Origin of the sequence: Streptomyces sp. NPDC096176 (genome assembly GCF_044763255.1) — a bacterium.
GTDB lineage: Bacteria > Actinomycetota > Actinomycetes > Streptomycetales > Streptomycetaceae > Streptomyces.
In genome coordinates this window covers 379,314-403,390 of sequence record NZ_JBIWFV010000002.1, presented here as the reverse complement: position 1 = coordinate 403,390, position 24,077 = coordinate 379,314, and the positions used below count along the sequence as shown (strand labels likewise).

The following is a 24,077-nucleotide window of genomic DNA, read 5'->3' as shown; positions in this document are numbered from 1 at the left end:
GGGATCCGAGCCTACTCAGCACGGCGCGCCGCGTCTGCCTTTCCGACGCCCGGCGCGTACCCCGCCCGCGCACCGCCGGCGGTCAGTGTGCGTAGCGCGGCCGGACCAGCGTCGACGGAACAAGACCCGGCAGCCTGGTGCGCTCCGCGGCGAGGGCGTCCTGCTCCAGCGTGTCCTCGGCCTCCGAGCGCAGCGGCGGTGCGTCGGCATCGAGGCCGAGGTGCGGAGCACCGCCCTCCGCCGCGAGCAGCAGTCCCCAGTCCGCGGACGCCTCCCCGGGGGCACTGAACCGGTCCGGGCCGCCCGCCGCGCCGCCCGTAGCGGTACCGCGCACCAGGTACGGGCTGGTGGCGAACCCGGACGCGCGCAGCGTGGCGTCGACCGTCCAGAAGTTGCCCGGCTGTGCCGTGGGCCCGGCCTGGACCACGAGCCGGCCGTCGTCGGCCAGGACACGCCGAGTGAGTCCGTAGAACTCCAGTGAGTAGAGCTTGCTGCTCGCGGTGATGCCCGGGTCGGGCAGGTCGGAGACGATCACGTCGTAGCTCCCTCGGTGCCCGCGAAGCCAGGAGAACGCGTCCGCGGTGACGACCCCGACCCGCGGGTCCTCGTAGGCACGTTCGTTCAGCTTCGTCAGCGCGGGTTCGGTGCGGGCCAACCGGACGACCTCGGGGTCCAGTTCGACGACGGTGAGCGTGCGGACCTCCGCGTAGCGCAGCACCTCGCGCGCCGCCAGTCCGTCACCGCCGCCGAGAATCAGGACGCGCTCGTGCGGTCCGCTCATCGCCGGGTGGACGAGCGCCTCGTGGTAGCGGTGCTCGTCACGGCCACGCACCTTCAACCGCCCGTTGAGGAACAGGTCCGGCGGCTCGGACGGCCCGCCCGTGAGCACCACCTCCTGGATCCCCGTGCGCACGGCGACCCGCACGTCATTGCCGTAGACCGCGCGGCGTGCGGCCTGCTCGAAGTCGTCGACCAGTACGGCGGCACCCGTGAGCAGCGCCAGCACCAGCGCGTTGACCGCGATCAGCCGTACCCGCCAGCGCGCCGTGAGTTCGCCGCGGAACAGCCAGAACACCACCGCCCCGCCGGCCACCGCGTTCACCGCGCCGGTCGCCAGCGCGCCGGTGAGCTCGCCGAGCCACGGCAGCAGCAGAAACGGGAAGGCCAGCCCGCCGACGAGAGCGCCCACATAGTCCGCGGCGAACAGGTCGGCGACCGTGCCGTCCGCGTCCCGCCGCGAGATGCGCTGGATCAGCGACATCAGCAGCGGCATCTCCGCACCGATCAGGACGCCGATGGTCAGGCTGAAGCACACCAGCGCCCACCGGGACTCGCCGAACCAGGCGAACGACGCGTACAGCACCATCGCCGAGGTGCCGCCGACCAGAGCCAGCGCCGCCTCCAGCAGCCCGAAGCCGACGGCGGCCCGGCAGCGCAGCCGTTTGGCGAGCAGTGATCCGACGCCCATCGCGAAGACCATCACCGACAGGACGACGGACGCCTGGGTGACCGAGTCACCGAGCAAGTAGGTGGCGAGAGCGACCAGCTCGAGCTCGTAGACCAGACCGCACGCGGCGCAGACGAAGACGACGGCCAGCACGATGTGGCGGCCGGCGTCCGGACGCACGGGAAGCGGCACCATGCCTTGAGGCGGCGAGGGCTGCGTCCGGTCGATCACGTCGGAAACGCTACGTCACGGCGAACGCACCACCTGTCACCCACAACGCGTCACCTACGCGCCGGAAGGCTCGGGGTGGCTCTCGGCGCTGCCGCCCTGCAAGGCGGGCCGCAGGGCACCGACACGTGTTCGAGTGACGACCAGCCGGCCCTCCTGCGGATACGCGTGCCAGGTGCGCCACCGCACTTCGTCCTCGCCGCCCTGCGCCACCATCGCGGTGAACGCGTGCGGCGAACCGGGGAACGTACCGGCGAGACCGTGCGGATGGTCGGCCACCAGAGCCAGCAGCTCCTGGGCGCGGCCGGCGAACGAGCGCCGCGACAGCGTCTCGACCCGGGCCGCGAATTCGTACTCCCAGTCGCCGAGCCGCTTCGCCACGCCCAGCGGAAGCGGGGTGCTGCTGCCGGGGATACAGGCGACGGTCTCCGAACACGCGCTTTCCCCCTCTTCGAGCAGCACTTGATGGGACGCGCCCAGGAGTCTCAACTGCAGTTTGTAGTCCGCCAGTTCGAGGTCGAGTACGGCCAGGGCGGGCAGCGGCTCCCTGCCCAGGGCCCAGGCGAGATCGTCGGCACGGGTGTCGGTGTAGGCGGTATCGATGGTCGTGAGCATGGGTCGGCTCCGCAGGCGCGCTTCGGCGGGAGATGGACGCGTGGACCGGCACTCCGGCACGGAGTGCACAGCCTGACCGGCCGCGATCTACCGGTCAGGCTCTGGACGTGTGGGGGGTGGCCTGCTCTGGTCCACGTGAGGTCCGAGGGCTGGATGGATCCAACAGGTTCCGACAGGGAGAAAATCACGAAGTGGACGGCGACCACAGCGTTTTTACCCAACTTCGCGCGGTTTCCATCCCCCCGGGGGCCCAACGGTTCAACTGTTCAACGGAAATCCCGGCCGTGAAGTCAACGTGCCGACCAGACATTCTTCCAATCGGAAGATGCCCGGCGGGTGTTGGTCGTGCGGTCGGCACACCCGCCGGGCACATTCACGGCTGCGAAGTCAGCTGCCCCGTGTCAGCTGCCTCCGCCGCACCCTCCGCCGCCTCCGCCGCCTCCGCAGGAGGAGCTGCTGCTGCAGGACGACGAGCTGCTGCCGCACGCCGAGCCGCCGGCACTGTGGGAGCCGGCCCACCAGCCCGTGTCGCTGCTGCGGCGGCTGCGGCCGCTCCTGCGACCGCCCGAAGCGGACGCGCTCACTGCCACGAGCACGACGACCACCACCGCGATCGCGATCAACCCGATCCAGAAACCCATCATCTTTCCCACCGTCCTTCTCGTTCCCCCGAAGCGAGACCCCCGCGACGTTGCGTGACCGCTTCTTGTTTACGGGCCGCTTATCTGCGTGGCATGGAGATGCCCTCGGCCGCGCGGCCCCAAAGCAGACTTGAGCAACTCCAGAGGTTCCGCGCAGGATGGCGGTCATGACGACGGACAGGACGGCACGCGACCAGGGCCCGCGCCCGCTGCTCAACCGCAGGCTGGCGGAGTTCGGCACCACGATCTTCGCCGAGATGTCGGCGCTGGCCCTGAGCACCGGTTCCATCAACCTCGGCCAGGGCTTCCCCGACACCGACGGCCCGGAGGAGGTCAGGGAGGCCGCGGTACGGGCGCTGCGCGACGGCCGGGGCAACCAGTACCCGCCCGGGCCGGGCGTCCCCGAGCTGCGCTCCGCGATCGCGGAGCACCAGCTGCGCTTCCACGGTCTGCGCCACGACCCCGACACGGAGGTCCTGGTCACGGCGGGCGCGACCGAGGCGATCGCGGCCGCGCTGCTCGCCCTCGTGGAGCCCGGCGACGAGGTGATCGCGCTGGAGCCCTACTACGACTCGTACGCCGCGTGCATCGCGATGGCGGGCGGCGTACGGGTGCCGGTGACGCTGCGCCCGCACGACGCCGCCTTCCGCCTGGATCTCGACGAGCTGCGTGACGCGATCACCGACCGCACCCGTGTGCTGCTCGTCAACACCCCGCACAACCCCACCGGCACGGTCCTCACCCGCGAGGAGCTCGCGACGATCGCCGCGCTCGCCGTGGAGCGCGATGTCCTCGTCATCACGGACGAGGTCTACGAGCACCTCGTCTTCGAGGGCGAGCACGTGCCACTGGCGTCGTTCCCCGGAATGCGCGAGCGCACGGTCACCATCTCCAGCGCCGGCAAGACGTTCTCGTTCACCGGGTGGAAGGTCGGCTGGGTCACCGCCTCGCCGGAGCTGGTGGCGGCGGTCCGCTCGGCGAAGCAGTTCCTGACGTATGTCTCCGCCGGCCCGTTCCAGTACGCGGTCGCCGAGGCGCTCCGCCTCCCCGACTCGTACTACGACGGGCTCCGAGAGGACCTGCGTGCGAAGCGCGATCTGCTGAGCGAGGGGCTCGCCGCGGCCGGTTTCGGCGTGCACCGTCCGGCGGGCACATACTTCGTCACGACCGACATCCGGCCGCTGGGCGAGTCCGACGGGTTCGCGTTCTGCCGTGCGCTGCCGGAGCGCTGCGGGGTCGTCGCCATCCCGAACGCGGTCTTCTACGACCACCGCGCGCAGGGCGCCCCGTTCGTGCGCTTCGCGTTCTGCAAGCGCGTCGACGTCCTCGAGGAGGCGGCCGCGCGCCTGAAGTCACTGGCCCCCTGAGAGCGGGCACCCCGCAAAACGCGGAGGCCCGGCGGGGCCGCGGTCGTGAGGACCGCGGCCCCGCCGGACCTTGTCGTGTGGGGACGCCTCAGGCGTCGTCGGCGGGCTTCTCGTCCTCCTGGACGGCCAGGCCGAGCTGCTCCGCGAGCCACTTGTCGAACTCGATCGACGCGCGCACCCAGCTGACCGTCGACGACACGAAGTGCTCGAGGCTCACGCCCGTGCCGATCAGCATCTGCGCCTCGCCGATGAGACGGATCGTCGGCAGGTCGGCGCCCTCCTCCTCGTGGAGGTGGGTGTAGACCTTCGGCCAGAGGGTCCTGCGGTTCCAGTCGTCGATCGCGTCGAGGATCTTGGCCTTCTCCGTGACGGCGTGCGGCCGGTCGTAGAAGGTCCGCACCGAGAAGACCTGCTGCTCGCCCTCGCCGCGGAACATGAAGTACGTGCGGAAGTCCTCCCACGGCGCCGCGAGGTCACCCTCGTCGTCGACGACGAACTTCAGCTCCATCTGCTCGAGAAGCTGCTTGACGAGATCCTGATCGGGAACGACGGGGCCCGCCGGTCCTGCGGCCTGGGGCTGGGGCTGGCCCCCGAAATTCGGAATCGAGGACGGATCGATGGTCACCGTGTATTTCCCTTCGTACGGATGCGGCCATCCTCTCCCATCCCCGGCGGGGGGTGGCAAGCCCCGCCGCCCGCGATCCGCTGCCGGCTGACAAAGATCCGGCCGCCGGAGCACCACGGCACCGGCGGCCGGGATGTCACACGAGCGCCGTCACCGCGCCGCGCCGACGACGAGGCCGTCCTCGAAACGGTCCACCCGTACGATGTCGCCGTCCTTGACCTCGCCCGCGAGGATGTCCTTGGCGAGGCGGTCGCCGATCGCCGTCTGGATCAGCCGGCGCAGCGGGCGGGCGCCGTACGCAGGGTCGTTGCCCTCCTCGGCGAGCCAGGCCAGGGCCTCCGGCGTGACGTCAAGGGTCAGCCGACGGTCCACCAGCCGCTTGGCGAGCCGGCCGATCTGCAGCTCGGCGATGCGTGCCAGTTCGGCCTCGGACAGGGCGGAGAAGACCACCAGGTCGTCGAGCCGGTTGAGGAACTCCGGCTTGAAGGAAGCCCTCACCACGTCGAGGACCTGCTGCTTCTTCTGCTCCTCGTCGGTCATCGGGTCCATCAGGTACTGACTGCCGAGGTTGGAGGTCAGGATCAGGATGGTGTTGCGGAAGTCGACCGTCCTGCCCTGCCCGTCGGTGAGCCGCCCGTCGTCGAGGACCTGGAGCAGGATGTCGAAGACCTCGGGGTGGGCCTTCTCCACCTCGTCCAGCAGCACCACGCTGTACGGACGGCGGCGGACGGCCTCGGTGAGCTGGCCGCCCTCCTCGTAGCCGACGTAGCCGGGGGGCGCGCCGACCAGGCGGGCGACGCTGTGCTTCTCGCCGTACTCCGACATGTCGATGCGGACCATGGCCCGCTCGTCGTCGAAGAGGAAGTCGGCCAGCGCCTTCGCCAGCTCGGTCTTGCCGACACCGGTCGGGCCGAGGAAGAGGAACGAGCCGGTGGGCCGGTCGGGGTCGGCGATCCCCGCCCGCGTCCTGCGCACGGCGTCGGAGACGGCCCGCACGGCCTCGCTCTGGCCGATCAGCCGCCGGCCCAGCTCCTGCTCCATGCGCAGCAACTTCTGCGTCTCGCCCTCGAGGAGACGCCCGGCCGGGATGCCGGTCCAGGAGCCGACCACGTCCGCGATGTCGTCGGGGCCGACCTCCTCCTTGACCATGGTGTCCTTCGACGCCTCCTGCTCGGCCTCGGCCCGCGCGGCCTCCTCCAGCTCCCGCTCCAGACCGGGGATCTCCCCGTACAGCAGCTTGGAGGCGGTGTCGAAGTCTCCGTCGCGCTGGGCGCGTTCGGCCTGGCCGCGCAGGTCGTCGAGGCGCTCCTTGAGCTCACCGACACGGTTCAGGCTCTCCTTCTCCTTCTCCCAGCGGGCAGTGAGGCCGCGCAGCTCCTCCTCCTTGTCGGCGAGGTCGCGGCGCAGCTTCTCCAGGCGCTGCTTGGAGGCTGGGTCCGACTCGTTCTTGAGGGCAAGCTCCTCCATCCGCAGCCGGTCGACGGCGCGCTGCAGCTCGTCGATCTCGACGGGTGAGGAGTCGATCTCCATGCGCAGCCGGGACGCGGACTCGTCGACGAGGTCGATGGCCTTGTCCGGCAGGAAGCGGGAGGTGATGTACCGGTCGGAGAGGGTGGCGGCGGCGACGAGCGCGCTGTCGTTGATCTGCACCTTGTGGTGGGCCTCGTAACGGCCCTTGAGGCCGCGCAGGATCGCGATGGTGTCCTCGACGGTCGGCTCCGCGACCAGCACCTGCTGGAAGCGCCGCTCGAGGGCCGGGTCCTTCTCGATGCGCTCGCGGTACTCGTCGAGGGTGGTCGCGCCGACCATCCGCAGCTCGCCGCGGGCCAGCATCGGCTTCAGCATGTTCCCGGCGTCCATGGCGGAGTCGCCGCCGGCTCCGGCGCCGACGACGGTGTGCAGTTCGTCGATGAAGGTGATGATCTGGCCGTCGCTGTCCTTGATCTCGGACAGGACGGTCTTCAGCCGTTCCTCGAACTCGCCGCGGTACTTCGCGCCGGCGACCATCGCGCCGAGATCGAGCGCGACGAGCCGCTTGTTGCGCAGCGACTCGGGGACGTCGCCCTTCACGATCCGCTGGGCGAGGCCCTCCACGACGGCGGTCTTGCCGACGCCGGGCTCACCGATGAGCACCGGGTTGTTCTTCGTGCGCCGCGACAGCACCTGCACGACGCGGCGGATCTCCTGGTCCCGGCCGATGACCGGGTCGAGCTTGCCCTCGCGGGCAGCGGCGGTGAAGTCCGTACCGAACTTCTCCAGCGCCTTGTACTGACCCTCCGGGTCGGGTGTGGTCACCCGGCGCCCTCCCCTTGCCTTCTCGAACGCGTCCAGCAGTTTCTTCGCACCCGCGCCCTGCCGGTCCAGCACCTCGCCGACGGCGCCGCCCTTCGCGGCGATGCCGATGAGCAGGTGTTCCGTGGACAGATAGTCGTCCCCGAGCTCCTTGGCGCGCTGCCCGGCATCCGCGATGACGGCGAGCAGTTCACGATTGGGCTGGGGCGGGGCGACGGTGGAGCCGGTGACGCTGGGCAGCGACGCGAGGACGCGCTCGGCCCCGGACCTCACCGCCGCCTGGTCCGCGTCGACAGCGGCCAGCAGGTCGATGATGTTCTCGTTGTCCTGCCCCTCGAGCAGCGCCATGAGCAGATGCGCCGGGGTCAGATCGGGGTGTCCGTCGGACACGGCCCGGCTGGTCGCGGCGTTGATCGCGTCCCGGCTCCTGTTGGTCAGCTCTGCGTCCACGTGCGCTCTCTCCTCCTCGCCGATGGGACTGTCACGTCCATACTGACTCCGACAACGTGCACAAAGTTGAGTCTATTCCACTCAGGGTGCCGCACGACAGGGCATCGGTCCACGGAGGTAGGTTCCGCCCCATGGCCATCGACCCTCGCAACCCCGACGCCTCGTACCTCAGCTTCTGGCGCGACCACCACATGTGCACGCTGACGACCCCGCGCCCGGACGGCACTCCGCACGTCGTGGCGGTAGGAGTGACGTACGACCCGGAGGGCGGCTTCGCCCGGGTGATCACCAACAAGCACAGCCGCAAGGTCGCGAACGTGCTGGCCGCCGGCCCGGAGGGGGCACGGGTGGCGGTCTGCCAGGTCGACAAGGGCCGCTGGGCGACGCTGGAGGGCATCGCGACCATCCGCACGGAGGCGGAGGTGGTGGCGGACGCGGTGAGCCGCTACGCGGAGCGCTACGGACGCACCCCGAAGCCGAATCCGGACCGGGTGGTCATCGAGATCGCACTGACCCGCGCGATGGGCCGGGCCTAGGTGTATTGACCTGAAGCGTTGTTGACGCGGCTGACCTTGTCGCGTGGGGACGCCTCAGGCGTCGTCGGACACCCCAGCACGTTCGAGCACAGCTACCAGCGCCGGCTGATGCGCGAGGCCGGCGTACGTCACCTCGTCGACTCCCTGCACGCCATGGACGAACCGCTGCTGCGCGCCGTCGACGCCGAGGCCGCCGCCGGGGCCGGCCAGCGCGAGGGAGCGTTCAGCAGCGCAGAGCTCGCGCACTGAAGAATCACGCGCCGACGGCGCGTGCCCCACCCGTAGCGCTCGGCCTCCCGTACATCGACCGGATCGGGCTGCGCCGGCCCCAGGACCTGGCCCAGGCGCTGGCGCGCCACGACCAGGTCGCCGCCGTGCTCTGCGGCCACGCCCACACGGCTGCCGCCACGGTCTTCGCCGGCCTGCCGCTGCTGTGCGCACCCGGGATCGCGTCGACCGCACTACTGCCCTGGGAGCAGGATCCGCAGCAGTCCTGGAAGACGGACGTCGGCCCGCCCTCCCTCACCTTCCATCTGTACGAAGACGGCCGGCTCACCAGTCATGCGCGTGACCTGACGTGCTCGCCCTGGCGGGGGCGGGTACGGGCGGGCCGGAGCCGGCCGGGCCCGGTTCAGGCGCGCCGGCCGCCGGAGAAGTTTCCGGGCAGCACAACGGCGCCATCGCGTTTCAGGTCCACGATGGCGCCGCTGTGTGGGGGAAGCACCCGAGCGATTTGAAACGACGGGGGAATCGCTCAGGCACTGCGGGGGGTGGCGGTGGTGTCCGGCTCGGCCAGCTGGTGGTCACGCTGGTCGAGATTGACAAAAATCATGCCGTACCGGATGGCACAGCGGACGGGCTGAGGAGCCCCTCGGGGTCGGCGCAGGCAGCGGTAGGCACGGACATCCTCGTCCTCCTCGCGCGCCACGACGATCGGCTCACCGAACAGGGTGACCATCAACGAGTCGCCACGGTGGGGGATCGCCGTGACGAGGTCGATGAAATGCCACCCGGAGCGGTAGGCCGTGGCCATTTCGCGGCGGAAGACCCGGTCGTCCGGAGGGATGGTCATGCGCCTGAACCCGTCTGCGAGCCGCTTGAATCCGCACGAGACGGTGCGACGTCCCAACCGATGTCCCCACCCGACGTTGTTCCGGTAGCAGTACCGGTAGCCATCCCTGCCGGTGCGGTGTCCCAACCGATGTCGCCGTCGGCGGCTACCCCGCCGTAGATCACAGCCGCGGAGAAGGTCGTGGCAAGCACCGAGCGAAGCATTCTCCTGTACATACTCAGCTTCGTCCTCACTTGATGGATTCCTCTCCCCCGCCCTTTCGACGATGCCTCACCCAAGGACGCGAATGCCACAGAAGCGATGCATCATGTTCTTGCACGTTCAGGACCCTGGGGGGTGGAGATTTGAGCACAGAAACCACAAAACGGGCGCATCCCCATGGCGTAACCGATATGTGCGAGGCAGGAACGCGTCTTTACGCCAGTGCACTGCGCTCGGGCCGTGTGACCCGCGCCGAGGCAGCTACCGCTCCCTGCCTGATGGACTTCGCACTTCTGCACCCGGATCCCGACGACCCGGAGTGGCTACGCCCCGTTCCACCGTCCGCAGCTCTCGCGCAGCGCCTCCAGCCCATTGAGCGAGAGATCCAGGAACGGCGGCATCTCACCGTCGAACTCACCGACGTGTTCGAGCCGTTCCTGAATATCAGTGCGCAGGACCCTTCGACTACGCACGCCATCACTGTGCTGGAGGGCGTCAGTCGCATCAACGCGGCGCTCGACCTGGCGACCATGGAATGCCACACGGAAGTCTTGACCGTCCAACCCGGCGGAGGGCGCAGCGAACATGTGCTGAGCGAGGCGCTGGAGCGGGGGAAGGCCGTCGTCGAACGCGGCATCAGCATCCGCACCTTGTATCAACACACGGTCCGGCACAGTCTGGGCACCCTCGCCTATGCCGAGCAACTTGCTGAGGGCAAGGTCGAAATCCGCACGCTCGAAGAACTGATCGAGCGCTTGATCATCTTTGACCGCACTGTGGCGTACATCCCTGCCCGCTCGGACCGCAGGATCGCATTGGAGCTGCGCCACCCCGGATTGGTGGACTACCTGGCTCAAGTCTTCGAACACCTCTGGCGGCGCGCCACACCGCTCACCGAGCAACTTCCTTACTCGCCGCCTTCCAACGGCGTCACAGGTGTACAGCGCTCCATCGCAAGACTCCTCGTCGAGGGCCACGTCGACGACTCCATCGCCCGCCGCCTCGGGATGAACGTGCGCACCTGCCGCGCCCACATCGCCAAACTGAACGCCACGCTCGGCAGCGGCAGCCGCGCACAACTCGGTTACCTCATTGCCCAGTCGGGCATCTTGGAAGACAAGGACTGACATACGCACCGCTCCCTCTGCATCCCTTGCCCTCCCCGCTAAGCCCGGGCATGAGGGGAGAGCACCGTCACCTTGCTGCACTGCAGCAAGGTGAGCAGGGATTCCGGGACGTGCCGAGCATCCCGGACCGGGCGATGCATTTGGCGCTGCCGAGCAGCTCGGCGAGATGCGCGATGTGCTTGCGACACGTCCGCACGCTGATTCCCAGACGACGGGCCACGGCCTCGTCTGCATGCCCCTCCGCCAGCAGACGCGCGACCGCGAACTGGCGCTCGGAGACGCTGTCCACTGGCGGCACGGACGGCGCGGTCAGAGGCGTGGCCTGGTGCCACATCCGCTCGAAGACGGAGACCAGGTACTTGACGAGGGCTGGGTGGCGCAGTTCGAGGGCTGCCGAGAGGCCGTCCTCACTGGCCGGGACGAAGGCCACCTTGCGGTCCATGATGAACAGGCGCTGCGGCAGGTCACTCAGGCTCCGCACCTCCAGCGCGTCGCCGACCTGGTCGAGGAAACCCCGCAGCGCGGGGCTGTGCACGGAGGCCCGCCCGTAGAGGCTGCGCATGCTCACCCCGTTGTTCCGAAGCCGTAGGTGCTTGGGCAGCGCATCATCGAGGATCGACTCGCTGCGTGCGCCCGGCTGTACGCACAGCAGCTCCATGCGGCAGGCGTCGAGTGCCCTGTCGAGAGCGGCGTTGATACGGGGCAACCCCTCCAGCACCGTCATCCCGCCGACTGGTCCGGGCTGGGCGTCGTCCCGCGAGCCGAAGGCCTCCAGCACCTGCGCGACCCTTGCCTCCCTCTCCCGCGACGCGTGGATCTCCGCCTCGATGTCGCGCAGCGCTGTATGCAATGCCACCGACGGCGGCGTGGGCACCAACCATTCGCCGTCGTCCGGGTCCGGGTGCACCAGGCCCAAGTCGATCAGGCACGGCGCCTGTGCCACCTCACCGCGCCGCACGCGACCACGGCACAGCGCCTCCCTGTAGGCCGATGCCCCCGCCTCGCACAGCTCTGCCAGATCATGTGCGTGATGCGTCATCCCCGCCCCCCGGACGCCCAACTTGGACCGCCACCAACTCCAACCGGTGATCTTACGAGGACCGTTGGCGGGGCAGCCGTACTCGAGACGGTGACAGCCGCGGCAGTACGAGGGGGTCGTACGGCCACGGGCCGCGTGGCGGCCCGAGCCCGTCAAGGTCGGGGCCGCGTCGAAGTCGACCTTCCGCAACCGCCACCGTCATGTAGTTCACTGCACGAAGCGGATCCGTACGAGGGCCGGTTGACCCGCCCCCTGTGGGCCGCCTGTGCTGCCAGGATCAGTCGCCGCGCGGACGCCAGGCACGAGCCTGCCGCACAGCGACAGTCGCTGCCCACAGCCACATGAGGACGCTGACGATCAGGACGATCCCCGCTGCCGACCAGAGCAGTTCACGCGTGATGTAGGACTCTCCGTTCGCGTTGACCGGGGCTGCAGGGCCTGCCGCGACCACGCTCCCCACAAGACCTGCCACGGCCAGTGGGGTGAGGACGGACCACGCCGCGCTGGTACGGAAGACGCGCAGGCCGCCGGTGAGGACGGACAGGGGAGCGAGCGCACGTCCATGGCGCAGGAATTCCGCCATGGCGCTGAGTCCGGCGGTCACGGCGAGCACGGTGATGCCGGTCACGCCGAGCAGGGTGCTCCAACGCCCCTGGTCACGGTTGGGAATTCCGGCGGTCACCTGTTCCTCGCCCGGAGCGCGGACTGCCGCGCCGCGGGGGAACACCTCGTAGGACAGCCGCTTCACGGCAGCGGTGGAGAGGTCGCGTCCATCACGACGCAGGATGACAAGGGGGAAGTCCGCTTCGGGGGACGCGGCGCGCTGTGCGAGGTCGTGAGTGTCGGTGCGGTGGATGTCCAGGATCATCTCGTCGTGCGGGCTCCATCGGATCAGTTCTTGCAGCCGGGGGTCCTCGGGTGTCTCGGTGATACGGCTTGTACCTGCGGGGCAGGGAAGGCGCAGGGCGGCGAGGCCGGGGCAGTCGGCGTACAGGGTCATGGGGCTGCCGGGGCCACCGGCCGGTGGGACGAGCAGGACGGCTTCGGTGTCCGGCAGGCGGTCCAGGAAAGCGGTCATGTCCGCGATGGTCACGTCCCCTCTGACGCCGACCGTGAGGGCGCTGCGGCCGATGCGGTCGAGGGTGTGCTGTGCTGCGGCGCTCTGCGAGCCGAACAGGCCCTGCCATGCGACCGCCTGCATGAGGATGATGAGGGCCACCGTGACACCGGTGACCAGCCGGGCGGTGGCGCCGGGGTGGGTGTGGGTGCGACGTCCTGCGACGAGGGTCCCGGGCAGACCGTGTGCTTGCCCCCGGCGGGTGAGAACGCGTCCGCCGGCTGCGGTGACGGTCGCGACGGCGGCGGGCAGGGTGAGGGTCGTGCCGGCGATGCCTGCCCATCCGATGAGGATGCGCAAAGCGGATTCCTGCCCGGCGAAGTCGGGGCCGTACATCGCGATGAGGAACATGACGGGGAACAGTGCGGCGACACGGGGAAGCCAGACGGAGGGGGCCCCGCTGTGGGGACGCGTCCCGTTGGCGCTCCGGCGGGGTGCGAGGTCTGCGGTGACGACTGCCGCGAGGACGGCCAGGGGCGCTATGACCGGGGTGAGGGTGATCTGCCGGCCGTGTTCGCGCAGGTGCGCGGACGAGAGGACGTAGTCGGTGTAGGGGATGTGGGTGTCGTGCAGCAGGGTTGCGGTGACGGCCGCCGCGCCGAGGAGCGCGCCGGCGAGGAACCGGGGTGCCTGCTTCACCGAGGGCGATGAGCGCTCGGTCCCTGCGCCGGCCGCCGAGTGCGGCGACCAGGGCCGTCCTGCGGTCGCGGGCATGCGCGCCCGTGCCGGCGGCGACGAGGAGCAGAACGAGGCCCGGCAGGAGGAGCATGCCGGCCACAGCGGCCTGGAACATCCATTCCGCTTTGTCGTCCTGTCGTCCCGAGCCGGGTTCCAGGCCGGGCATGATCCGGCCGTCGGCAGGACCGAAGCCGGTGACGACCTCGTTCGGCCGCTCGGCACTGAGGCCATCGCGCGGGCGGACGTAGGCGAGCCATTCGGTGGGCTCGTCAAGGCCGGATGGCCGGATGGTTCCGGCCAGTCTGCCGTATCGGTGGTCGATGTCCTCGTCCGCGCCGGCTTTCCGGAGGGCCGGTGACAACACCGCCTCGCCGGGTGCGGGCCAGCGCTCCACTCCGGGCGGCAGCGGCGCGTTGCCCTGGTACGGGGCCAGGTACACGACCCTGAAGCGTCGTTCGCCGTCGAGCGAGTCGGCTCCCACCAGCCACACGGTGGAACCGAGGGAACCCTCGCGTTCTGCGACGACGGGGGTCCTGGCGGTGCGGTGTTGTTCCTTGCCCATGTACACGGCGTGGACCGCGACGAGACTGCCGATGGCGAGGGTGAGGACCAGGGTGGCGAGGAGGAGGGCGACGAAGCGGGCGCCGCCGGCCTCTGCTTTCCGGCCGGCGGTACGTCCGACAGCAAGGAGCTGACGTGCCAGGCCTCTCGTGGTGGTGGCCATCAGTGCGCCTCCCGCGCGGCGGCCGGTGCGAGGACTCCCGCGGTGAGGTGCAGAGCACGGTCCGCGCGGGCGGCGATGCCCAGGTCGTGAGTGACCACGAGGAGTCCGCAGGAGTACTGCCGCGGCAGGTCGAACAGCAACTGGGCGGTCTTGTCCCGGGTTTCGCTGTCCAGGGCGCCGGTCGGCTCGTCGGCCAGCAGGAGGGCAGGCTCGTTGATCAGAGCTCGTGCCACGGCCGTACGCTGTCGCTCTCCGCCGGAGAGTTCCTGGCTGGTCGCCGCTTACGGTACGCCGAGGTCGTCGAGCAGGCGTTGTGCTCGGTCGCGCACGTCATGCCGGCTGCGGCGGGAGAGCAGCGCGGCGAGGACGACGTTGTCCAGCGGGCTGAGTTCCGGGAGCAGTTCGCCGAACTGGAAGACCATACCGATCGACTTGGCGCGTAATTGGGCAAGTTGGGACGCCCGAAGGCGGGTGGTCTCGGCGCCGGTGACGGTGACCGTTCCCTTGTCCGGTCTGATCAGGCCCAGCACGCAGGACAGGAGTGTGCTCTTCCCAGATCCGGACGGTCCGGTCACGGCGATCGACTCGCCGGCCCGTAAGGACAGCTGCAGACCGTCGAACAGTGTTCGCCCGCCGATCCGATGACTGAGCCCGGTGATCTCCAGTACCGTCCGCCTGTCTGCGGCGTCCTGTTCTGTCTGCATGGAGGTGGCCGTCCTCACTGGTGTAGGTGTCCGGGAACGCAAAGACTGCGGTGGGGCGTTCCGAACCGCCCCACCGCCTCACAGTCTCTTAGTGATCGTCACCGGGCCGGTCGTCAGCGCCACAACTGTCCGGGCGGAGCTGGATGTTGACGCAAGCGGTCACCTTGCGGACGTGATTGATCTCGTTCGTGCCGCTGTAGACGGTGCAGCCGTTGCCCCTGGAGTTGTCGAGGCGCAGGCCAGTGTCGTCCCGGCGGTCGTACAGGGTGTGGACCGAGTGCCTGTCCGCCGCGGTGTCGCTGATGGCGACCTGGCCGATGCAGGTGCTCGGCGCTTCGAGCCGCACCCACCTCGGTGCACTGCTCGCGCGGTCGGGCATCGTCGGCGTGAGCGACCGTGTTGCCCCGCGTGCCGAGGACGCGTGATCGCCGCACGCAAAGGGCCGGAGGCTGCGCGCTCCCCGGCCCCTCGCCGTACTCCGTGCCAACTGCCGCCCTACTCGGCCCGCTTGGGCCGCCACACCACCAGCGCGCTCGCCTGCTGCACGTCCTGGTACGGCACGAGATCGCGCCGGTACGAGGCGTGCACCTGGGCCTCGCGCTGCTGCATCGCGACCGCGGCGCCCTCGACGGCCGCCGACAGCTCGGCGACGCGCTGCTGGAGCGCGGCGACCTGGTTCTCCAGTTCGATGATGCGCTTGATACCGGCAAGGTTGATGCCCTCGTCCTGCGACAACTGCTGGACGGTACGCAGCAGTTCGATGTCACGGGCCGAGTAGCGCCGCCCACGGCCGGGCGTGCGGTCGGGGGAGACGAGACCCAGTCGGTCGTACTGCCGCAGAGTCTGCGGGTGCAGCCCCGACAGCTGTGCGGCGACCGAGATGACGTACACCGGCGACTCGTCGGTCAGTTCGTAAGGGTTGCGACTGCGCCCCGACCGGTCCATATCAAGCTCCCTTCGCGGCCTGGAACAACTCCGCCCGCGGATCCTCGCCCGCGGTGGCTTCGCGGTAGGCCTCCAGCGCTTCCTTCGCCTTGTCGCTGAGCTCCTCGGGGACTGCGACCTCGACGGTGACCAGCAGGTCGCCCCGGGTGCCGTCCTTGCGGACCGCGCCCTTGCCGCGGGCACGCATCGTGCGGCCGCCCGGTGTACCGGCCGGCAGCTTCAGCGTGACCGCGGGACCGCCGAGCGTCGGCACCTTCACCTCGCCGCCGAGCGCCGCCTCCGTGAAGGAGACCGGCACGGTGACGGTCAGGTTGTCGCCCTTGCGTCCGAAGACGGGGTGGGCGTCGACATGCACGACGACATACAGGTCGCCCGCGGGACCGCCGCGCTCACCGGGAGCGCCCTTGCCGCGCAGCCGGATGCGCTGCCCGTCGGAGACACCCGAGGGGATGCGGACCTGCATGGTGCGCGAGGAACGGGCCCGCCCGCTGCCCTTGCAGACCTCGCACGGATCCTGGGCGATCAGGCCGCGGCCCTTGCAGTCCACGCACGGGTCGGTCAGCGAGAAGGAGCCGCTGCCGCCGCGCGAGACCTGGCCGGTGCCGACACAGGTCGGGCACACCCGGGGCGTGCCGTTCTTGTCGCCGGTGCCCGAACAGGCCTTGCACGCGGCCGAGCTGGACATCCTCAGCGGGACCGTGGCCCCGTCGACCGCCTCGGTGAAGCTGAGCGTCACCTCGGACTCGATGTCCTGGCCACGGCGCGGCTGTGTCCTCGCCCCGGCGCCGGCGCCGCGGTTGAACAGGCCGCCGAACACGTCGCCCAGCCCGCCGCCGAAGCCGCCCGCGCCACCCTGGCCCCCGCCCTGGGCGCCTCCGAAGAGGTCGCCCAGGTCGAAGTTGAAGGTGCCGCCGGGTCCACCGGCGCCCGGTGCACGGAAGCCTCCGTTGCCGAACAGCGCGCGGGCGTCGTCGTACTCCTTGCGCCGCTTGGGGTCGCCGAGGACGTCGGCGGCCTCGGAGATCTCCTTGAAGCGCTCCTCGGCCTGGACGTCACCCTTGTTGGCGTCCGGGTGGAACTCGCGGGCGAGCTTTCGGTACGCCTTCTTGATCTCGGCCTCTGTGGCGTCCTTGGGGACGCCGAGAACCTTGTAGTAGTCCTTCTCGACGAAGTCCTTCGTGCTCATCGACGTCCCTCCTTCCGGACGTTTCCTGCGTCAGCCCTCTTCGGGGCCACCGCTCTCCTCGTCAGCCGGCTTCTCTTCCTTCTGCCCGGCCGGGGCCGCGCCCGGCTGGGGCTCGGCCACCGCGACCCGCGCGGGGCGGATCGTGCGCTCGCCGATGCGGTACCCCGGCTGGAGCACCGCGACGCACGTGGTCTCCGTGACATCCGGCGCGTACGAGTGCATCAGGGCCTCGTGGACGGTCGGGTCGAAGGGCTCGCCCTCCTTGCCGAACTGCTGCAGGCCCATCTTGGCGGCGGCCGTCTCGAGAGACTCGGCCACCGACTTGAACCCGCCCACCAGTTCCCCGTGTTCCCGGGCGCGGCCGATGTCGTCGAGCACGGGCAGCAGCTCGGTCAGCAGAGTCGCCGTGGCGATCTCCTTGACCGTGGCCCTGTCGCGCTCCACGCGGCGGCGGTAGTTCTGGTACTCGGCCTGGAGCCGCTGGAGATCCGCCGTGCGCTCGTTGAGAGCCGTACGGACCTGGTCCAGCTGCGCCGTCAGACCGACGGTCTTTGCTGCGTCCCCTGCCGGGGCCGCCGGGACCTCCTGCTCGGAGGTCTCGGCGGACTCGGCGGCGTCGTCAGGTGTGGCGCCGGAGGGGACGTCGGGCTTCTCCTCGAAGCCCGGGGTCTCCTCCGTCACGCGGCACCGTCCTTCTTGGGCTTGTCCTCGTCGACGATCTCGGCGTCGACGACGTCGTCGTCGGCCTGAGCACCGGCCTGGCCCTCCGCACCGGCGTCGGCGCCGGCGGCAGCACCCTCGGGCGCGGCGTTGGCGTACATCGCCTGGCCGAGCTTCTGGCTGACCGCGGCGACCTTCTCCGTGGCGGTGCGGATCTCCGCGGTGTCCTCGCCCTTGAGCTTCTCCTTCAGCTCGGTGAGGGCGGTCTCGACCTCGGTCTTGACGTCACCGGGGACCTTGTCCTCGTTGTCCTTGAGGAACTTCTCGGTCTGGTAGACGAGCTGCTCGCCCTGGTTGCGGCTCTCGGCGGCCTCGCGGCGACGGTGGTCCTCGTCCGCGTACTGCTCGGCCTCTTGGCGCATCCGGTCGACCTCGTCCTTCGGCAGCGAGGAGCCGCCGGTGACGGTCATCTTCTGCTCCTTGCCCGTGCCCAGGTCCTTCGCGGTCACGTGCATGATGCCGTTGGCGTCGATGTCGAAGGACACCTCGATCTGCGGGACTCCGCGCGGGGCCGGCGGCAGACCGGTCAGCTCGAACATCCCGAGCTTCTTGTTGTACGCCGCGATCTCGCGCTCGCCCTGATAGACCTGGATCTGCACGGACGGCTGGTTGTCCTCGGCCGTGGTGAAGATCTCGGAGCGCTTGGTCGGGATCGTGGTGTTGCGCTCGATGAGCTTGGTCATGATGCCGCCCTTGGTCTCGATACCGAGGGACAGCGGGGTCACGTCGAGGAGCAGGACGTCCTTGACCTCACCCTTGAGGACACCGGCCTGGAGCGAGGCACCGATGGCGACGACCTCGTCCGGGTTCACACCCTTGTTGGCGTCCTTGCCTCCGGTGAGCTCCTTGACGAGCTCCGCGACGGCGGGCATACGGGTCGAGCCGCCGACCAGGACCACGTGGTCGATCTCGGACAGCGCGATGCCGGCGTCCTTGATGACGTTGTGGAACGGGGTCTTGCAGCGCTCGAGCAGGTCGGAGGTCAGCTGCTGGAACTGGGCGCGCGTGAGCTTCTCGTCCAGGTGCAGCGGGCCCTCGGCCGACGCCGTGATGTACGGGAGGTTGATCGTCGTCTCGGTGGAGGACGACAGCTCGATCTTCGCCTTCTCCGCGGCCTCGCGCAGACGCTGCAGAGCCATCTTGTCCTTGGCCAGGTCGACGCCGTGACCGGAGTGGAACTGCTTCACCAGGTAGTCGACGACGCGCTGGTCCCAGTCGTCGCCACCGAGGTGGTTGTCACCGTTGGTGGCCTTCACCTCGACGACGCCGTCGCCGATCTCGAGCAGCGACACGTCGAAGGTGCCGCCACCGAGGTCGAAGACGAGGATCGTCTGGTCGTCCTTGTCCAGGCCGTACGCCAGGGCCGCCGCGGTCGGCTCGTTGACGATGCGCAGCACGTTCAGACCGGCGATCTCACCGGCCTCCTTGGTGGCCTGGCGCTCGGAGTCGTTGAAGTACGCCGGGACGGTGATCACCGCGTCGGTGACCTTCTCGCCCAGGTAGGACTCCGCGTCGCGCTTCAGCTTCTGCAGGATGAACGCGCTCATCTGCTGAGGGTTGAAGTGCTTCCCGTCGAGCTCGATCTTCCAGTCCGTGCCCATGTGGCGCTTGACGGACCGGATGGTCCTGTCGACGTTGGTGACCGCCTGACGCTTGGCCACCTCGCCGACCAGCACCTCACCGTTCTTCGCGAAGGCGACGACGGACGGCGTGGTCCTGGCACCCTCGGCGTTGGTGATGACGGTGGGCTCGCCGCCCTCCAGAACGCTGACGACGGAGTTAGTCGTGCCCAGGTCGATGCCGACCGCACGTGCCATTTCGATTCCTCCAGCTGACTTGAGTGGAACTGGCTCAAGGATGCATCACCCGTTCCACGGAGTCAACAGACGTGAGTCGAGGGCACTCAACTTTTATCCCGCCCTTACGTGCAGACCTGCAACCACGCGCGTGGCGAGCCCTTCCTGAACGCACAGGTCTGGGAGAGTCATATTCGGAAAAAGCGGTCAAGAACTGTCATTCGTGACGAGAGGGGCATGCCCCCGTGCCGGCAAAAAGAGCCGTCGATGTGACGGGCGCCCTGATCCTTCTTCTGTTGCTGTCGCCGGTCCTGCTGGCCGCGGCGGCAGCCGTCGCGGCCACTTCCACGGGCCCGGTGCTGCAGCGGGCGGACCGGGTGGGCGTCGGCGGCCGCGTCTTCACGATGTTCACGTTCCGCACGAAGCGCGCGGGCACCGTCACAGCGGTGGGCCACGTACTGCACCGGCACTTTCTGGACCGGCTCCCCCAGCTGTTCAACGTCCTGCGCGGGGACATGTCACTGGTGGGCCCGCTACCGCTGGCCGCGCGCGAGGCGGACGCGAAAGGCCCCGGGACCGGCCGCGCCAGGCTCGCCGTACGGCCCGGAATCACCGGCCTGTGGCAGGTCAGCGCGCGCTCCGACCTCCCCTGGGAGGAAATGACGGTGCTCGACCTGCATTATGTGGAGCAGCACTGGCTGGGACTCGACCTGTCGATCCTGGCCCGTACCGTCCCCGCCGTGGTGGCAGGACGGCGTCCGACAGAGGTCATGCAGACGGCCCCGGTCAGGGTTGCCTGAGCGACACAGATCACCGCGCGCGCGGCTACAGTGCGGCCGAATAAGTGGGTACTCTCAGCACGGACTGAATAAGTTACCGCTTAGTAGTAGTGCTGGATCACCCACCCTCGCAGGCCCGAGGAGCCCCCAATGCAACTCGCCGCGATCATCGTGTCGCTGACCCTGACGGTGGTCGGCGTTGCGCTCATCTCCCGAGCGGTCGCGCAGATCTACCGGTTCGTCAAGCTCGGCCAGCCCGTGCCCGCGGGCAGCCGGACCGACAATCCCAAGGCGCGCACGATCACCCTGGTCAAGGAGTTCCTCGGCCATACCCGGATGAACCGCTGGGGGATCGTGGGCTTCGCCCACTGGTTCGTCGCGGTCGGCTTCCTGACACTGCCGCCCACGCTGGTGCAGGCGTTCGGGCAGCTCTTCGAGGCCGACTGGGTGCTCCCGGTCGTCGGCGGCTTCCTGCCCTTCGAGCTCTACATCGAGTTCATCGGCGTGATGACGATCCTCGGCATCGTGGTCCTGATGGCGATCCGGCTGCTGAACCTGCCCTCCCGGGCGGGCCGCAAGTCGCGCTTCGCGGGCTCCAAGGCCTGGCAGGCGTACTTCGTCGAGTACGTCATCCTCACCATCGGCCTGGCGATCTACACACTGCGCGGCCTCGAGGGCGCGATCCATCACGTCGAGGGCTACGAGGCCGCCTACTTCGCCTCCTACCCGCTGGTCCTGGCCTTCAAGGGCCTGAGCCTGTCCACGCTGCAGACGCTGATCTACTTCACCGCGATGGTGAAGATCAGCACCTCCTTCATCTGGGCGATCACGGTGGCGCTCAACACCAACATGGGTGTGGCCTGGCACCGGTTCCTCGGCTTCCCGAACATCTGGTTCAAGCGCAACGCCACCGGCGAGAGCGCGCTGGGCGAGCTGAAGCCCATGACGTCGGGCGGCAAGGAGATCGACTGGGAGGACCCGGGCGAGGACGACGTCTTCGGCGTCTCCCAGGTCGAGCAGTTCTCCTGGAAGGGCATCCTCGACTTCTCCACCTGCACCGAGTGCGGCCGCTGCCAGTCGCAGTGCCCCGCCTGGAACACCGGCAAGCCGCTCTCCCCGAAGCTGCTGATCATGTCGCTGCGCGATCACGCGCACGCCAAGGCCCCCTACCTGCTGGCCGGCGGCGGCAAGACCATGGAGGGCGAGGAGAAGGCCTCCGCAGAGCAACTCAAGGACGTCCCCGCCGCCGCTCTCGCCGAGGCCGAGCGCCCGCTGATCGGCACCGCCGAAGAGAACGGCGTCATCGACCCGGACGTGCTGTGGTCCTGCACCACCTGCGGCGCCTGCGTCGAGCAGTGCCCGGTCGACATCGAGCACATCGACCACATCGTCGACATGCGCCGCTACCAGGTGATGATCGAGTCCTCGTTCCCGTCCGAGGCGGGCACGATGCTCAAGAACCTGGAGAAGAAGGGCAACCCCTGGGGCCTGGCCAAGAAGCAGCGGGTGGAGTGGACCAAGGAGGTCGACTTCGACGTCCCGATCGTCGGCAAGGACATCGAGGACCTCACCGAGGTCGACTACCTCTACTGGGTCGGCTGCGCCGGCGCCCTGGAGGACCGGGCCAAGAAGACCACCAAGGCCTTCGCGGAGCTGCTGCACATGGCGGGCGTCAAGTTCGCGATCATGGGCGGCGAGGAGAAGTGCACCGGCGACTCCCCGCGCCGCCTGGGCAACGAGCCGCTGTTCCAGCAGCTCGGCCAGGAGAACGTCGCGATGCTGAACATGGCGTTCGGCGAGGACGACGAGGACGACGCGACGAAGAAGCCCAAGTCGGCCAAGAAGATCGTCGCGACCTGCCCGCACTGCTTCAACACCATCGCCAACGAGTACCCGCAGCTGGGCGGCGAGTTCGAGGTCATCCACCACACCCAGCTGCTGCAGCACCTCATCGACGAGGGCAAGCTCGTCCCCGTCACCCCGGTCGACGGCCTGATCACCTACCACGACCCCTGCTACCTGGGCCGCCACAACAAGGTCTACACGCCCCCGCGCGAGATCATGTCCGCCGTCCCCGGCCTGCGCCAGCAGGAAATGCACCGCCACAAGGAACGCGGCTTCTGCTGCGGCGCCGGCGGCGCACGGATGTGGATGGAGGAGCGGATCGGCAAGCGCATCAACACCGAACGCGTCGACGAGGCCCTGTCCCTCAACCCGGACATCGTCTCCACCGCCTGCCCGTTCTGCCTGGTCATGCTCACCGACTCCGTCAACGGCAAGAAGAACGACGGCAAGGCCCCGGAGTCCCTCCAGGTCGTCGACGTCGCCCAACTCCTGCTCGACTCGGTCAAGACCCCGCCGGCCGACCCGGCGACAGAGACCGAACCGGAAGGGGCACCGGAACCGGAGCCCGTGAAGTAACCGTCTCCCTTGCAGGAGAACAGTGAGCGGCCGGACCTGCCTCGGGGGCAGGACCGGCCGCTCACGCGTGTGACCGCCCGCCGCACACACGCGTCCCCAGCCGCCGCATAACCTTTGGCGTTCGATCAGTCGCGAACCATTGCCCGGGGCGACCTTCCGGACGAGCATCGAGGGGCGACCGGGACAGCGGATCAGGGGGAGGGCCTGTGCACACACGAACGAGAGCGGCGACGGCCCTGGGCGCGCTCTGCGCCTCCGCGGTGCTGCTGACCGCCCTGAGCGGCTGCGACAGCGCCCCCGAGCCCGTCGCGTCGAAGGCCGAGGCGAAGAACGGCGACACGGACCCGGCCGCGGACCGCACCACCGAGCCCTCACTGCCCGTGCCGCGCGGCAAAGGCAGCCGGATCCCCGACGACTTCAACGGCGACGGCCACCGCGACCTCGTGCTGAACGACCTGGTGAAGTCACCCCGCGACAGCCACGGTGACGACGGGGGCATCGGCGTCGTCTACGGCACGGACACCGCCCGCCGCCTCGACCCCGCCGTACGCCAGCTCCTCACGCCGCGAACCCACGGCGCCGAGGTCAAGGGCACGCTGCCGGCTGCGTTCGACGCCGAGGCCTCCTGCGACCTCGACAAGGACGGCTACGCCGACCTGGTGGTCGCCACGGATCCGCCGTACGACGGCATCGGCCGCCCGCCCGTGCCCCTCCAGCTGCTCTTCGGCTCCCCCACCGGAATCACCGGCAAGGCGGTCGTCCTGCGGATCCCCGAGCAGGCCCGCTACGGGAACGACTGGCCCGACCACCCCGTCTGCGGCGATTTCGACGGCGACGGCAGCGCCGACCTGGCCGTCACCGCCTCCGCCGGACGCGTCAGCTTCCTCCGGGGTCCCTTCTCCCGCGCCGGCGCCCCGCGTGCAGCCACCGCCCCCGTACCCGGCGGCGGCGCCGCCCTCGCGGCGCCCGCGCCGCGCGCCGACACGAACGGCGACGGCGCCGACGACCTCGTCGTCCTGCCCCGCACCCGCGAGGTGGGAGCGTCCGCCAAGGGCAGGATCCTGCTCGGCGGCCCGGCCGGCCTCGGCCGCCGAGGCGGCACCTACGCCTTCGCCGCGGTCGAGCCCCCGCCCGCGCCCGCGCTGAAGGCGGGGGAGACGAAGCCCGTCACGGATGTGCTCGCGTACGCAGACTTCGACGGCGACAAGCGGCCGGACGTGGTGACCCGGACCCACCGCGGCGAGCGGGCCGACGTGGTCGCGCTGTACCCGGCTGCCGCACCCAAGAAGGCGGGCACACAGCCGGCGATCACCTTCAGCACGTCCGTCTTCCTGCCCTGACCTGCTGCCGGGCGGCTGCCGACCAGG

General features: G+C 69.6%; 21 protein-coding genes and 1 pseudogene. 9 read left to right on the top strand and 13 right to left on the bottom strand.

What is annotated here, in order from left to right:
* Positions 1–82: 82 nt before the first annotated feature.
* Both ACIQ7Q_RS07025 and ACIQ7Q_RS07020 read right to left on the bottom strand, forming a co-directional pair.
* Entirely contained in the window at positions 83–1,678 is a 1,596-nt protein-coding gene (locus ACIQ7Q_RS07025; protein ID WP_403857249.1) for a polyamine aminopropyltransferase, read from the bottom strand.
* Positions 1,679–1,732: 54 nt separating this feature from the next.
* Complete coding sequence (locus ACIQ7Q_RS07020; protein WP_403857246.1) at positions 1,733–2,290, bottom strand: DUF2617 family protein; 558 nt, start codon at positions 2,288–2,290, stop codon at positions 1,733–1,735.
* A gap of 345 nt (positions 2,291–2,635) precedes the next feature.
* Between ACIQ7Q_RS07020 and ACIQ7Q_RS07015 the strand changes: the two genes are divergently transcribed.
* Positions 2,636–2,989 (top strand): hypothetical protein, encoded by a 354-nt coding sequence (locus tag ACIQ7Q_RS07015; RefSeq protein WP_403857243.1) that lies wholly within the window; start codon positions 2,636–2,638, stop codon positions 2,987–2,989.
* A 109-nt stretch (positions 2,990–3,098) separates the two neighbouring features.
* Positions 3,099–4,298, top strand: coding sequence for a pyridoxal phosphate-dependent aminotransferase (locus ACIQ7Q_RS07010; RefSeq protein ID WP_403857240.1), 1,200 nt, complete (start codon positions 3,099–3,101; stop codon positions 4,296–4,298).
* 88 nt (positions 4,299–4,386) lie between these two features.
* On the opposite strand, the gene ACIQ7Q_RS07005 is transcribed toward ACIQ7Q_RS07010, so the two are convergent.
* Complete coding sequence (locus ACIQ7Q_RS07005; protein WP_403857237.1) at positions 4,387–4,923, bottom strand: YbjN domain-containing protein; 537 nt, start codon at positions 4,921–4,923, stop codon at positions 4,387–4,389.
* 150 nt (positions 4,924–5,073) lie between these two features.
* Positions 5,074–7,665, bottom strand: coding sequence for an ATP-dependent chaperone ClpB (gene clpB, locus ACIQ7Q_RS07000; RefSeq protein WP_403857235.1), 2,592 nt, complete (start codon positions 7,663–7,665; stop codon positions 5,074–5,076).
* Positions 7,666–7,796: 131 nt separating this feature from the next.
* Here clpB and ACIQ7Q_RS06995 point away from each other — a divergent pair, with 131 nt between their 5' ends.
* Both ACIQ7Q_RS06995 and ACIQ7Q_RS06990 read left to right on the top strand, forming a co-directional pair.
* A complete protein-coding gene (locus ACIQ7Q_RS06995) occupies positions 7,797–8,201 on the top strand; it encodes a pyridoxamine 5'-phosphate oxidase family protein (protein WP_403857232.1) in 405 nt (134 codons plus the stop codon).
* 36 nt (positions 8,202–8,237) lie between these two features.
* A complete protein-coding gene (locus ACIQ7Q_RS06990; protein ID WP_403857229.1) occupies positions 8,238–8,450 on the top strand; it encodes a hypothetical protein in 213 nt (70 codons plus the stop codon).
* A 505-nt stretch (positions 8,451–8,955) separates the two neighbouring features.
* Here ACIQ7Q_RS06990 and ACIQ7Q_RS06985 read toward each other — a convergent pair.
* Entirely contained in the window at positions 8,956–9,273 is a 318-nt protein-coding gene (locus ACIQ7Q_RS06985) for a (2Fe-2S)-binding protein (protein ID WP_100108277.1), read from the bottom strand.
* Positions 9,274–9,665: 392 nt separating this feature from the next.
* Here ACIQ7Q_RS06985 and ACIQ7Q_RS06980 point away from each other — a divergent pair, with 392 nt between their 5' ends.
* Positions 9,666–10,601: a helix-turn-helix transcriptional regulator gene (locus tag ACIQ7Q_RS06980; protein WP_403857993.1), complete on the top strand. Its 936-nt coding sequence runs from the start codon at positions 9,666–9,668 to the stop codon at positions 10,599–10,601.
* Between the two features lie 67 nt (positions 10,602–10,668).
* Here the strand turns inward: ACIQ7Q_RS06980 and ACIQ7Q_RS06975 are convergent, their stop codons facing one another.
* Complete coding sequence (locus ACIQ7Q_RS06975; protein WP_403857226.1) at positions 10,669–11,640, bottom strand: LuxR C-terminal-related transcriptional regulator; 972 nt, start codon at positions 11,638–11,640, stop codon at positions 10,669–10,671.
* A 277-nt stretch (positions 11,641–11,917) separates the two neighbouring features.
* Positions 11,918–13,396: a hypothetical protein gene (locus ACIQ7Q_RS06970; protein WP_403857223.1), complete on the bottom strand. Its 1,479-nt coding sequence runs from the start codon at positions 13,394–13,396 to the stop codon at positions 11,918–11,920.
* Between the two features lie 73 nt (positions 13,397–13,469).
* Between ACIQ7Q_RS06970 and ACIQ7Q_RS06965 the strand changes: the two genes are divergently transcribed.
* The gene (locus ACIQ7Q_RS06965; RefSeq protein ID WP_403857220.1) at positions 13,470–13,793 is read left to right on the top strand and encodes a hypothetical protein; all 324 of its coding nucleotides are present in this window, start codon (positions 13,470–13,472) and stop codon (positions 13,791–13,793) included.
* Between the two features lie 365 nt (positions 13,794–14,158).
* On the opposite strand, the pseudogene ACIQ7Q_RS06960 reads toward ACIQ7Q_RS06965, so the two are convergent.
* The 6 genes and pseudogenes from ACIQ7Q_RS06960 to dnaK all read right to left on the bottom strand — a co-directional run bounded on the left by ACIQ7Q_RS06960 (position 14,159) and on the right by dnaK (position 19,531).
* Positions 14,159–14,863 (bottom strand): annotated as a pseudogene (locus ACIQ7Q_RS06960) (ABC transporter ATP-binding protein).
* Positions 14,864–14,951: 88 nt separating this feature from the next.
* Positions 14,952–15,209 (bottom strand): hypothetical protein, encoded by a 258-nt coding sequence (locus tag ACIQ7Q_RS06955; RefSeq protein WP_403857217.1) that lies wholly within the window; start codon positions 15,207–15,209, stop codon positions 14,952–14,954.
* 149 nt (positions 15,210–15,358) lie between these two features.
* A complete protein-coding gene (locus tag ACIQ7Q_RS06950) occupies positions 15,359–15,808 on the bottom strand; it encodes a heat shock protein transcriptional repressor HspR (protein ID WP_403857214.1) in 450 nt (149 codons plus the stop codon).
* A 1-nt stretch (position 15,809) separates the two neighbouring features.
* Positions 15,810–16,994, bottom strand: coding sequence for a molecular chaperone DnaJ (gene dnaJ, locus ACIQ7Q_RS06945; RefSeq protein ID WP_403857211.1), 1,185 nt, complete (start codon positions 16,992–16,994; stop codon positions 15,810–15,812).
* A 30-nt stretch (positions 16,995–17,024) separates the two neighbouring features.
* Positions 17,025–17,675, bottom strand: a complete 651-nt coding sequence (grpE, locus tag ACIQ7Q_RS06940) for a nucleotide exchange factor GrpE (protein ID WP_403857208.1) — start codon at positions 17,673–17,675, stop codon at positions 17,025–17,027.
* Positions 17,672–19,531: a molecular chaperone DnaK gene (dnaK, locus tag ACIQ7Q_RS06935; protein WP_403857205.1), complete on the bottom strand. Its 1,860-nt coding sequence runs from the start codon at positions 19,529–19,531 to the stop codon at positions 17,672–17,674. The genes grpE and dnaK overlap by 4 nt, the downstream gene beginning before the upstream one ends.
* 224 nt (positions 19,532–19,755) lie before the next feature.
* On the opposite strand from dnaK, the gene ACIQ7Q_RS06930 reads away from it, so the two are divergent.
* The 3 genes from ACIQ7Q_RS06930 (at position 19,756) to ACIQ7Q_RS06920 (ending at position 24,050) form a co-directional block, all read left to right on the top strand.
* Positions 19,756–20,310, top strand: a complete 555-nt coding sequence (locus tag ACIQ7Q_RS06930) for a sugar transferase (protein WP_403857202.1) — start codon at positions 19,756–19,758, stop codon at positions 20,308–20,310.
* A 129-nt stretch (positions 20,311–20,439) separates the two neighbouring features.
* The gene (locus ACIQ7Q_RS06925) at positions 20,440–22,710 is read left to right on the top strand and encodes a heterodisulfide reductase-related iron-sulfur binding cluster (protein WP_403857199.1); all 2,271 of its coding nucleotides are present in this window, start codon (positions 20,440–20,442) and stop codon (positions 22,708–22,710) included.
* A 206-nt stretch (positions 22,711–22,916) separates the two neighbouring features.
* Positions 22,917–24,050, top strand: a complete 1,134-nt coding sequence (locus ACIQ7Q_RS06920; RefSeq protein WP_403857196.1) for an FG-GAP repeat domain-containing protein — start codon at positions 22,917–22,919, stop codon at positions 24,048–24,050.
* The last annotated feature ends 27 nt before the right edge of the window (positions 24,051–24,077 follow it).